Source organism: Erwinia phyllosphaerae (assembly GCF_019132875.1).
GTDB classification, from domain to species: Bacteria; Pseudomonadota; Gammaproteobacteria; order Enterobacterales; family Enterobacteriaceae; genus Erwinia; species Erwinia phyllosphaerae.
Window position 1 is genome coordinate 50232 of sequence record NZ_JAHSPF010000011.1, and the last position, 12015, is coordinate 62246.

Sequence of the window (12015 nt, forward strand, 5' to 3'; positions counted from 1 at the left end):
TTCTTTTTTATGCATACACAATTACCTGTTTTAAATTGTTAATAAACCGGCTGGCGTATTATTTTTAAAATTGCTATAAATTTTTTGTAGTCGGTAATCCTTTTCTCTCACGCTATTTTTCCCCTTTTTTTCTCTGCCTTTTATCGCGACTGAATCAGGAGGTAATTATCCTGTTAATAAAGAGAATAGCCAGTATTTAACGGGCCAGCCATAAATATAAAGGCTAACGGTATTATTCTTAAATTACTGCGTTTGCGGATAATAGCCGCAACTTTGTATGGATCTTTCCTGTCCGCGGTGATGTTATTGGCATTAACATTTCTTAATCTTTCGCCACGCTGCGTAATGTTCTTACATCAGGACATTAATTACGGCGAGATATTTTACGGTTTTTTTTCTTCTTCTCTGGAGGAAATATCCTTGTTCAAATTACATCCCCTTGTCATAAGCCTTATTGCGGCGCAGGGAGTGGTTATCCCTGTTTCTGACACCCTGGCGGCGACGCTTAAACCGTTTTCGCCTTACGTTAACGATAATAAAGTCGGCGTCTTTTGCGTATGCAACGGATCGACGCAAACGCTTAGCGGTATCCAGCAGTTTGCCCCTGGCCTGAGCAGCGCGCAGAGCTTTACGCTGCGAGAGCTGCAAAGCATGGTCAGCAATCCGGACCTGTCGCTGGCAACCAGGCCAGGACTTGATCCCGGCATGCCGGATTACGTCGTTGAAATTCCGGACTGGGAGAACGGCGGCTATAAGGAGTTCTACGCTTACAATTCTGCCGGTATGGTGGAAACCCCGCCGATTGGGCTGGATACTGAAGTGCCAAACTATGTTGACGTCAAAGGCGGGCAATATATCAATACCCGCGTAGCGCAGGTCAGCAAAGGCACTATCAACGTTGATATCGGCAAGGCGGGCGCGGCAAGCACGGCAGAGACCAACGCCTGGAGCATGGCGGCCAAACAGAGCCGGCTTTTCACTGCCACCGGCAGCGGCACGATGAACTGGAACGCCAGCAACCGCATCAGCTTTACCGCGCAGCTTCCGCCTTACGGCGGGCCTTATCTAACCTTGCCGGTTGATAATGTCGCCTACTACAAAGGGAAGTTCAGCGTTACTACTACCGATAACGTCACCACCAATTTCAATATCACCAGCTTCGAAGGCTTTAAAAGTTACAATAACTGGCTCATCAAACAGCTAAGCCTGAGCAGGCTCGATCCGGACAGCTATACCACTGAACTGGATAAAGCGGTGACCATTACCAGCGGGCAGCTTGTTTATGGCATTGTTGCGCAGGATTTGGATGACGAGGCCGCCCAGCCGATCGGGGAACTGGTGGTGATTAGCGCCGACGGCAAAAACGCTACCGCGCGGATTAACGGCAAGCTGGAAGTGGCGAACGCCAGCAGCGCGATGCTGGCCGAAAACGGCGCCAGGGCTATCGTTAATGGCAAACTCTCCAGCACCAGCCAAAGCACGACAGACGGTGACGCGCTCGATCTGCTGAGCGGCAGTACAGGCTATAACAACGGCGTGATTAACGGCGGTTTTTTCAATAATGCCAACGGCACCGGCGTGGATACCTCAACCATCGGCTACAACAGTTTCAGCAACGCGGTCAGGTTAACGGGGCGTGACAGCATTTTTTATAATATGGGCGTGCTCAATGCCGCAGGCAACGGCAGCGCGCTGGGGATATTTGAGGGCCGTGTCACCAACCACGGCAACATTAACGTTGGCGTGGCGGATTACAGTTCAACGCAGGGCGTTTTTGTTAACGGCGAAGGCGCCAGCTTCACCAATGCCGCTGACGGCACGCTCTATCTTGGGCACACGCCGCAAAACAGCGTAAAGGGTAAAACAAGCGATACCCACCTGAACGGTTCCAAAGGGATTTATATTATTGGGGACGGCACCGCCATCAATAATGGTCATATCGTACTCGGTTCGCTGACCCAGGGCAGCACCGCGATGGAAGTGATCAACGGCCCGAACGCGCGCGTGCAAAACAAAGGCGTTATTGATATTAACGGCTATACGGGCACCAGCGCGGACGAAAATATCGCCATGCTGGTAACCGATTCCGGCAGCGGTGGGCAGGTCGGTAATTCGGGAACCATCAATCTGAACGGTGACAACGGCACCGGCCTGAAAGTGGTGGCCTCCAGCGGCAACAGCGCCAGCGCCTGGTCGGACGGCACTATTAACGTCAACGGCAATGCCAGCCCGGAAAGCGACAACTGGAATACGGCGGTTTGGGTACAAGGCGAAGACGGTGGAAACGCTTACGCGCATGTTAGCGGGACAATTAATCTTAACGGCACTGGTGCGGTAGGCGTTCGCGCCGAAGGGAATGCAACTGTCGATCTCGACAAGCAGATAGAGCTGCATAACGCTGGCTACCAGATTGGCTATCTGGTTAGCGGGGCCAACGCGAAAATTAACGATCTGAATTACGGTACCTACAGAACATACGATAAAGCCAGCTACGCGACGATTTTTCGCTTTGAAAACGGCGCTGATTTTGAGGGCGGCAGTGATCTTTATATTGAACCGCAGACCGCATTCTCTACCGGCATTGCCGCCAGCGGTAGCGGTACGGTGGTCAATACCAACGGTACAACGTTTGATATCGGTGAGAACGCCACCGGCCTTAGCATGACCAATGGGGCTCATGCCTCTTTAAATAACGGCACGTCGAGCGGGCAGCCTAAGGCAACTACTCTTCATCTAAGCGGGAGTAATGCCACAGGCGCGGTAGTGGATGGTGAGGGATCAACGCTAACCAGCAGCGCCAACATCACCGATGAATTCACCAGCGTCGGCCTGACTGGCGAAACCGGGCTGAGGGCGATAAACAAGGCAAGCCTGACCAATACGGGAAGAATTAATCTGTACGGTCAGGCCACAGGCATTCGCGCCGAGAGCGGGGCAACGGTAAACAACAGCGGCCAGATTTCTATCTGGGACGGCAGCACCGGGCTCTACGCCAGAGGCGACTATTCTGAAGGCGATGGCGCGACGCCAACCGTTATCACCAATACGGGAGCGATAGATCTTTCCATTATTAATAAGCCTTCCTACGGCGTGGTAGCCGACGGGCCGCTGGCCCAGGTTTATCAGAACGGCCACATTTATCTGGAGGACAAGGGGGCCGTAGGCGGTAAAGCGATAAATGGCGGCAAGATCTTTGTTGGCGACAGCAGCAGCATTAATTTTAGTTATAAAAATGACGGGATGACGGGGTACTGGGCAGACGGCGCTTTTTCTAACATCACCAGCAACGGCGGGCAGACCACTATTGATATGAGTGCGTCAACGTTATACCGCCTGACCAACGGTGCCTGGTTTGAGTCTATGACGCCAGCGGATATTACCTTGTCCGCTCCTCACAGCGTCGGTCTTGATGCTTCTGATAACTCTTATATTGGCGAAACGGATGTCTTCCGTGTCGGCGGTTACGGTGCAACGGCTATTAAGTTGCGTAGCGGGTCATCGGCAACCATTACCAACCCCATTACGGTGGGATATGCCAGCGACGGCAGCAATACTGTCAATTCCACGGCGGTTTCTGCCGATGGTGAATACACGTCGGTCTATAACATTTCTACGATCTCGGGCGGAGGCACCCAGTCTGTTGCTTACGACCTCAGCAATGGCGCAAGCGCATCGCTGGCCTTTGGTTCCGCCGTCAATCTGACCGGCAGCGACGATACCGCTTTTCGCGTGGCTAACGGCGGCACTATCTTCAACGCTGGCAATGTCAACGTGGCCTCCGGTATCGGCATGGACGTGACTGACGGCACCGTGCAGTACTTCCCGACGAGCGCAACGCTTGTCGCGGGCGGCACCGCAGCCATTCGCGTAGGCGATAACGGCAACGTTTTAGTCTCTGGCGATGGCGTCTTCCAAAACCAGATTACCGGGCAAAACGGCGCGGATGCTATTCGGGTCGATAAAGGGGCCGCAGGACTCTATGTCGATGGCACGACCCTGACGGCGGAAGGCGGTGGCAGCGCGGTTAATAACCTGGGTGAAATCAGCAATATTACTCTGGCTAACATCTATATCTACGCCAGGGGCGCAGGCAGCAGCGGTATCCGCTCCGCCACCTCGCTCAATCCACAAAGTTCTCCGGTAATTGAACCTTCAGACGGCGCGACGGGCTACACCTTCGCTAATGCCGATGGCTCTACCACCAGCAACGATCTGGTCTCGGGCGGCACCATTCTGGTCGGCAGCGGCGGTACGGGGATCCGGGCGAATACGACCGGTACAGTCACTTCCAACGGCAATATCTATGTGACCACCGAAACCGGCGGCTCGGCGATAGTGACCAGCACCGCCAGCGAAGTCATTAACCGGGGAGATATCTTCTCCTGGAGTACCGAAGCGCCGGTCATCGATCTGCGCGGCGGCACCACGCTATTTATCAACGAAGGCACGCTCAACGCGCAGTATCCGGATACGGTACTGGTTGCTGGCGGCACCTCCGGCAACAGGATCCTGCTGCTGGATGGCTCGGTAGTGGGTAACGTCACCACCGGCGATGGTAGCGACGTGGTGGCGTTAACCGGCGGCACCATTGACGGCAGCGTGACCATGGGCAGCGGCGTGGACAATAAGGCCTATGTGGAAAACGTCAGCCTGGCCAACGTCAGCCACATCACCACGGATGGTGGCGAAGGCAGTACGCTGAACTTCAGTAACATCTCGGCCAGCGGTGCCTCGCTGGCCAGCGATGATGCAAGCCGCGGCGTCAACCTGGGCGCGGGCTGGAGCACCATCAACTTCTATGACACCGACTGGACGCTGACCAATAACCTGAAGCTGGCGCACAGCACCATCAATATCGACGCCAGCTCAACGCTGTATGCCGGTAACAACGTTAACCCGGTGCTGGCGGGCAGGACGGACGATTCGCTGGTGGTTAACAACGCCGGTACGCTGGACCTGACCAACGGGTCAGGATCGCCGGGCAATACGCTCACCATCGACGGCACGCTGAACTCGCTGTACGGCACGCTGAAGCTGGCCAGCGCGCTGAACGGCGGCGGAGCGTTAAGCAGCCAGAGCAGCGACACCTTACGCGTAACGGGCGACGCTAACGGCGTTACGCTGATAGACGTTACGCCAGCGGTGGGCAGCACCGGGGCAATAAGCGACGTTAACCAGAACGGCATGACCGAAGCGAACGAAGGTACCTCGCTGGCGCAGGTAGCGGGCAGCGCCAGCGCCAGCAGCTTTGCGCTAAAAGGTGGCTATCTGGCGGCCGGCCCGTGGCGCTATGACCTTTACAGTTTTGCGCCGGGCAGCAGCGACGCCAGCCAGCGGCTGGTCGACGGCAGCGGCAATCAGTTCTGGGACTATCGTCTGGCTAACGGCTTTGTCAGCCACGGCGATTCTGCACGCGCGGCCGTTGTGCCGCAGGTTCCTTCCTACGTGTCCGCCCCGGTTGGTCTGGCTTATTACTCGGCGGCAACGCTTAACGATCTGCATAATCGTCTTGGCGAACTGCGTCAGGGCCAGCAGCAGGGCGATATCGGCGGCGAGATGTTCCTGCGCTATACCGGTTCTAACATGCGCTACAGCACCAGCCAGAGCTTTAAGGACTTTGGCTATAACTTTGATATGGATTACAGCGCGCTACAGGTTGGCGGCAACGTCCTGCGTCTGGATGGCGAAAGCAGCAGCCTGCGCGGCGGCGTAGCCTATACGCGCGGCAATAGCCGGATCCGTCCGGATGCGGCAGATGGTTACAGCAGCACGACCTTTGACAGCGACACGCTGGCGCTCTATTCCACCTGGCTTCAGGAGAGCGGCTTCTACCTGGACGGCACGCTTTCTTATAGCTGGCATCGCGGCGAAACGGATATCGCTCGTCAGCAAAAAGTGGCGAAGATCAAAGGCAAGGGCTGGAGCGCCTCATTGGAGAGCGGCTATCCGTTTGAACTGGGTAGCGGCGTTCGTCTGGAGCCGCAGGCCCAGCTAACTTACCTGCATTTGGGGATGGATAACTTCAGCGATAAAGATAACCTGGCGGTGAGCTACGACGACTACAACCAGACCATTGGCCGCGTCGGCGCGAAGCTGGATCGCCGCTGGAGCGATGACAGCGGACGTCAGTACACGCCTTACCTGCGCACCAACTACTACAAAGGCTGGGGCGGCAAAGCCAAAACCACCGTTGGCGCGAAAAACGTTGATGGGCTTGAAAGTACCTTCAACAGCGGGGAGTTCGGCCAGATGTGGGAAGTGGGCGTTGGCGGCACCACGACCTTCCGTAACAATGTTTCGTTCTATGCAGAAGCTGACTACCGCAAAGAGATTAACGGCAACGGCGCTAAAGGCTGGGGCTACAACGCGGGCGTAAGGTGGACGTTCTGAGTTAACACGGCGGGCCAGCATTTGCTGGCCCGCTTTTTTATCCGTCGGCATGGCGGGGAAACTAAAATTTTCCTGCATAATAATAGCTTACCCTTTCTAAGGTCTTCCTGGCCTGGAAAATCAAGACTTTTCTTTATAGTCAATGCGTTGACGCACCTCTCACTTTTTACCGTTTGGACAAAAATTGGCTTAAAAAGCTAAAGTTCATGCCTGCCGCGCCGAAAATATAAAAAAGATAATTCATTTACTCAAAGCCCAATCCTGGTCATCGCTTCAAGGATTTACCCAATGCGCACGAACCAACCCGTAACACAGCAGGAATTTGTGTTTGACGATCATGCCACGCTCATGTCGACCACCGACACCAGCAGCCATATCACCTACGCAAACGATGCTTTTATTAAAGTCAGCGGCTTTACGCCGGAAGAGATTAATGGGCAGCCTCATAACCTGGTGCGCCATCCGGATATGCCGCCAGAAGCCTTTGCCGATATGTGGACAACGCTCAGGCAGGGCGAACCGTGGAGCGCGCTGGTAAAAAACCGGCGTAAAAACGGCGATCACTACTGGGTGCGCGCTAACGCCATTCCCGTCGTGCGGCAGGGTCAGGTGCAGGGCTATATGTCCGTGCGTACTAAACCTGCGGCGCAGGAAGTTAAACAAACCGAAAAGCTTTATAAAGAATTCAATGAAGGTAAACGTACAGGCTGGCGTTTTCACAAAGGGCTGCTGGTGCGTACCGGCGTGCTGCGCTGGGCGTCGATATTTAAAACCATGCCGCTGCGCTGGCGTATCCGTTCCACGCTGATGGCGCTGTGGCCTTTGGCCGTTGGTGGCGTCTGGGCGCTGGGGCTGCCTGATTCGTCGCTGGCGATATTCAGCGCGCTGCTGGCCGTACTGCTGCTGCTGGCGTCTGGCTGGCTGGAACAGCAGATTTCCCGTCCCCTGGAGCGGTTGTGCAAACAGGCGCTGAGCGTGGCGACAGGGGCCTGCCATCAGGTTGATCAAATGGATCGCGTAGATGAAATTGGCACCACGCTGCGGGCCGTCGGCCAGCTGGGCCTGATGTTCCGCTGGCTGGTGGATGACGTCAGCGGCCAGGCGATTAACGTGCTGAGCGCCAGCGATTCTATCGCGCAGGGTAACAACGAGCTTAGCCGCCGCACCGAGCAGGCTGCGGCTAACGTGCAGCAAACCGCAGCCACCATGAACGAAATGACCGCCACGGTAAAAAGTAATACCGAGACGGCGCAGCAGGTGAACACGCTGTCTGCCAGCACGCGCGATGCGGCGACTAAAGGCGGCATCGTCATGAAGGATATGGTCAGCATGATGGCGGAGATCGCCGACAGCTCGAAGAAGATCGCTAACATTACCAGCGTGATCGACGGGATCGCTTTCCAGACCAATATTCTGGCGTTAAACGCCGCCGTAGAAGCTGCACGTGCCGGAGAGCAGGGCAAAGGCTTTGCCGTGGTAGCGGGCGAAGTACGTAGCCTGGCGCAGCGCAGCGCAAAAGCCGCCAGCGAAATCAAAACGCTGGTTGAAAACAGCGCGCTGAAGGTAGAGTCGGGCAGCGAACATGTGAATGACGCGGGTAAAACGATGGAGAACATTGTTTCTCAGGTGCAGAACGTCACCTCGCTGATTGCGCAGATTAGCGCGGCCACTTCCGAACAGGCGACGGCGCTAAGCGAAGTCAGCCTGGCGGTAGAGGATCTGGATAACATCACACACCAGAATGCCGAAAAGGTAGAAGAAGGCGCGCAGGCGTCCGATCGTATGACCTGGCAGGCGACGCGTCTGGTCGAAGCGATTAGCGTGTTTCGCTAACAGTACGGCGGGTTATGGTTGGCCACTCTGTGTCTTCCACCATAGCCCGCGCTTTTGATCGCCCTTTCAGATAAAAATTTTCTGTCCTGTCATTAGCATATAGTCGTTAAAGATCGTTCCTTTGCCCTTACTTCTGTGCTATACCTTTTCAGGTATGGGGCGTGTGTGAATACCAGGAAAGGTACAGGAAATGATTATTCAGGGAGAGAAACCGCTGATTTGGATCGGCAGTAGTAAGAAGGATCTGCTATCACTGCCAAAGAATGTGCAGCACTTTTTTGGTTTTGCGCTGGATTTTGCCCAACGCGGTGAAAAACATCCTGGTGCTAAAGTTTTGAAGGGGTTTGGCGGCGCTGGCGTATTGGAAGTGGTTGAAGATGATACAGGAGGAACTTATCGTGCGGTCTATACCGTTAAGTTTGCTGAGGCTGTCTTTGTGCTACATGCTTTTCAGAAGAAAAGTAAGCAGGGCATCGCTACGCCAAAGGAAGATATGGAAATTATCCGAAACCGTCTCAAAGTAGCTGCTGTAGTCGCACAGGAGATAAAAAATGAAAAACAAAACCATTAACGGTATTGCCGTTGAGCACAGTTCTGGCAATGTATTTGCCGATCTTGGCCTGCGAGATGCGGACAAACTTAAAATTAAATCCGGCCTGGCGATTGAAATTATTAAGACCATGCGTTTGCTTGATTTGTCTCAGGTAGCGGCTGGAAAACGGATGGGAATAAGCCAGGCAAAAGTGTCTAATTTACTTCGGGGAGATTTTACCAATCTGTCAGAACGTAAGCTGATGGATTGCCTTAATCGCCTGGGGTGCGATATTGAGATAGTCATTAAGCCTTCCGGTTCTGAAACGGGACAGCTAAAACTGGCCGCCGCTGAATAACGTAAGTTCCCGTAAAATATGCTAACTTTTTCCGGCCTCTGTTAATCGGAAAAGCGTATGTCGACCACTTTTGTTCCCTGTTTCACTACTCGTCCGCTGGTGCCGCTGGCGCACGACTACCAGCATGGCGAAAGCGAACCGCTGCACCATCACGACTGTGCTCAGCTGCTGCATAGCCTGAGCGGTGTTATTAAGGTGACCACCGATGCGGGTAGCTGGATAGTGCCGCCGGGCCGTGGCGTCTGGCTGCCCGCCGGTGTCCGGCATGCGTTGCAGATAACAGGAAAAGTGGCGGCGCGAACGCTATTCATCGATCCGCTGGCCCGTGCCGATCTTCCCGCCAGTTGTCAGGTGGTACAGGTCTCGCCGCTGCTGCGTGAGCTGATTGTGGCTTCGCTGGCGCTGCCGGAAAGCTATCGGCCCGCCACGCGCACCGAGCGGATTTATGAACTGATTCTGGACGAAATCCGGGTGATGAACGTGCTGCCGTTTAACCTGCCCGAGCCCAATAGCGCCCCTTTGCTGGCTTTGTGCCAGCGCATTCAGGCGGAACCCGCCGGGCGCTGGCTGCTGGAAAACAGCGCCGCGCAGCTGAATATCAGTAGTCGGACGCTGGCGCGGCGTTTTTATCAGGAAACCGGGCTGCAGTTCAGTGACTGGGTCAGGCGCGCCCGGCTGATGGCGGCGCTGACGCGGCTGGCAGCCGGAGATTCGGTCCTGCGCGTAGCGCTGGATATGGGCTACGAAAGCCACAGCGCCTTTAGCGCTATGTTCCGCCGCATTTTAGGCGTGTCGCCCAGCGACTATTTTCCGGAAAGAGGCAGCCAGTAAGCAACCGCGTTGAGCAAAGCCTGTAGTGAAGCTCGCGCGACGTCGCTGTCGATGCCAACGCCCCAGCTGCTGCTGCCGTCAGGCAATATGCAGCGCAGGCAGGTGGCGCTACGGCTGTCGCTGCGCTGGCCCAGGCTGTGCTCGTGATAGTCCTGAATCGACAGCGACAGGTGAAAATGTCGGCTTAGCGCCGTAGTCGCTGCGGATAACAGACCGTTGCCTTTCCCCTCAAGCTTTTGCCGTTTGCCATGATGCACAATGTCGCCCTGAAACAGTAGCTCGCCGCCTTCGCTGCGCGTAGCGTAGTCGCTCAACTGTAAAGCGGGTGAAGCCAGGCCGTACAGCTGGCGGAACAGCTGCCAGATAGCCGCCTGGGTCATTTCGCCACCTTCGCTGTCAGCCTGCTCCTGCACGTGCAGGCTAAAATGTTGTTGCAGCGTTCGCGGCAGTTGCAGACCATGATTTTGCTCAATCATCCACGCCGCGCCGCTTTTCCCTGACTGGCTGTTAACGCGGATAACCGCTTCGTAGCTACAGCCGATATCGGCCGGATCGATGGTCAGATAGGGCATTTCCCACAGCGCCGTGGCATTTTGCTGGCGTGCGGCGAAGCCTTTTTTAATCGCGTCCTGATGCGAGCCGGAAAAGGCGGTAAAGACCAGTTCACCAGCATAGGGATGGCGCGGATGTACCGGCAGTTGATTGCACTGTTCCACCACGTCGACCACCTGTTTTATCTGGCTGAAATCCAGGCCAGGCGCAATGCCCTGGCTATAAAGATTCAGCGCCAGCGTCACCAGGTCGGCGTTGCCGGTACGTTCGCCGTTGCCAAACAGGCAGCCTTCAATACGATCCGCTCCGGCCAGCATCGCCAGTTCGGCACAGGCGATGCCGGTTCCGCGATCGTTATGCGGATGCACGCTAATACAGACCTTATCGCGCACGGAAAAATGACGGCAGAAATACTCAATCTGGTCGGCATACACGTTTGGCGTATTAACTTCCACGGTCGCGGGCAAATTGATAATCATTGGCCTGGAGGCGTCAGGTTGCCAGACAGCGGCAACGGCTTCGCAAATTTCCAGTGCAAACTCCATTTCGGTAAAACAGAAGGTTTCCGGAGAATATTCGAACGTCCATTCCGTTTCGGGATGCGCTTCACAAAGCGTTCTGATTTGCCGCGCTGCCTTGACCGCCAGCGCAACAATCTCTTCGCGACTCTGGCAAAATACCAGCTTGCGAAACAGCGGCGCGGTGGCGTTATATAAATGCAGCGTGGCACGCTTTGCACCTTGCAATGCGCTGAAGGTTCTTTCAATGAGCTCTGTTCTGGCCTGCGTCAGCACCTGAATGGTGACATCGTCAGGGATCAGATTCTTTTCGATTAGTTCGCGGACAAAATTAAAATCGGTTTGTGAAGCGGCAGGAAATGCCACCTCAATTTCCTTAAAGCCGCACTGTAACAAAAGCTGCCAGAACGCTTTTTTACGGCCAATATCCATCGGCTCGGCCAGTGCCTGATTGCCATCGCGCAGATCGGTTGAAAGCCAGCGCGGTGCCCGGTGCAGCACGTTATCCGGCCACTGGCGGTTCGTTAATGGCTGAGGGGGAAAGGCAATATATTTTTCATTAGGTTGCAATAACATGGCAGTTCTCCTGAAGGGGGAATTGCCATTTTGTCAGGCCGGGTTGCCGCTGGCTGGCGCAAAACTGACAGCCTGTAGCGTAAAAGTGACGCCTGAAAAAAAAAGAGCAGGTCTTGCGACCTGCCCCGTGTAACGCCCTGGTGGTGGCGAGATGAAGCTTATTCTGCTCAGAGGGTCAAACATCGTCTGTCGGGCAAGGATAACAGCAAACGCTTTATTACACATTGCCGCAGAACGATAACCAAAACTGTATATTAATTTGCAGTTGTACTGCAATCTCAAAAACAAAATGACGGGCTAATTAGGATTAATGCCGGGCCGTGACAATTATAACCCCTTATATATCACGGTACTAATTTGCCCTATTCAGATTTATCCGATGGTTTATTGCTACTGGTCAGATCAGTAAGAGGTAAATACATGGG

At 54.8% G+C, this 12015-nt stretch carries 6 protein-coding genes; 5 read left to right on the forward strand and 1 reads right to left on the reverse strand.

Annotation, left to right across the window (positions count from 1 at the left end; all coding sequences use genetic code 11):
* The first annotated feature begins 420 nt into the window (after positions 1 to 420).
* From KUE00_RS17735 to KUE00_RS17755, 5 genes are all read left to right on the forward strand, one after another.
* Complete coding sequence (locus tag KUE00_RS17735) at positions 421 to 6390, forward strand: autotransporter outer membrane beta-barrel domain-containing protein (RefSeq protein ID WP_246761320.1); 5970 nt, start codon at positions 421 to 423, stop codon at positions 6388 to 6390.
* A gap of 288 nt (positions 6391 to 6678) precedes the next feature.
* Positions 6679 to 8223 (forward strand): methyl-accepting chemotaxis protein, encoded by a 1545-nt coding sequence (locus tag KUE00_RS17740; protein WP_246761321.1) that lies wholly within the window; start codon positions 6679 to 6681, stop codon positions 8221 to 8223.
* 190 nt (positions 8224 to 8413) lie between these two features.
* Entirely contained in the window at positions 8414 to 8794 is a 381-nt protein-coding gene (locus tag KUE00_RS17745) for a type II toxin-antitoxin system RelE/ParE family toxin (protein WP_246761322.1), read from the forward strand.
* Positions 8775 to 9113, forward strand: a complete 339-nt coding sequence (locus KUE00_RS17750) for a helix-turn-helix domain-containing protein (RefSeq protein WP_246761323.1) — start codon at positions 8775 to 8777, stop codon at positions 9111 to 9113. The genes KUE00_RS17745 and KUE00_RS17750 overlap by 20 nt, the downstream gene beginning before the upstream one ends.
* A gap of 57 nt (positions 9114 to 9170) precedes the next feature.
* The gene (locus tag KUE00_RS17755) at positions 9171 to 9944 is read left to right on the forward strand and encodes an AraC family transcriptional regulator (protein ID WP_246761324.1); all 774 of its coding nucleotides are present in this window, start codon (positions 9171 to 9173) and stop codon (positions 9942 to 9944) included.
* On the opposite strand, the gene leuA is transcribed toward KUE00_RS17755, so the two are convergent.
* Complete coding sequence (gene leuA, locus KUE00_RS17760; protein WP_246761325.1) at positions 9917 to 11590, reverse strand: 2-isopropylmalate synthase; 1674 nt, start codon at positions 11588 to 11590, stop codon at positions 9917 to 9919. The genes KUE00_RS17755 and leuA overlap by 28 nt on opposite strands.
* Positions 11591 to 12015: the final 425 nt, after the last annotated feature.

Coding starts and splice junctions, on each gene's coding strand:
- KUE00_RS17750 (WP_246761323.1), top strand. CDS start 8,775: ATGAAAAACAAAACCATTAACGGTATTGCCGTTGAGCACAGTTCTGGC.
- leuA (WP_246761325.1), bottom strand. CDS start 11,590: ATGTTATTGCAACCTAATGAAAAATATATTGCCTTTCCCCCTCAGCCA.
- KUE00_RS17740 (WP_246761321.1), top strand. CDS start 6,679: ATGCGCACGAACCAACCCGTAACACAGCAGGAATTTGTGTTTGACGAT.
- KUE00_RS17745 (WP_246761322.1), top strand. CDS start 8,414: ATGATTATTCAGGGAGAGAAACCGCTGATTTGGATCGGCAGTAGTAAG.
- KUE00_RS17755 (WP_246761324.1), top strand. CDS start 9,171: ATGTCGACCACTTTTGTTCCCTGTTTCACTACTCGTCCGCTGGTGCCG.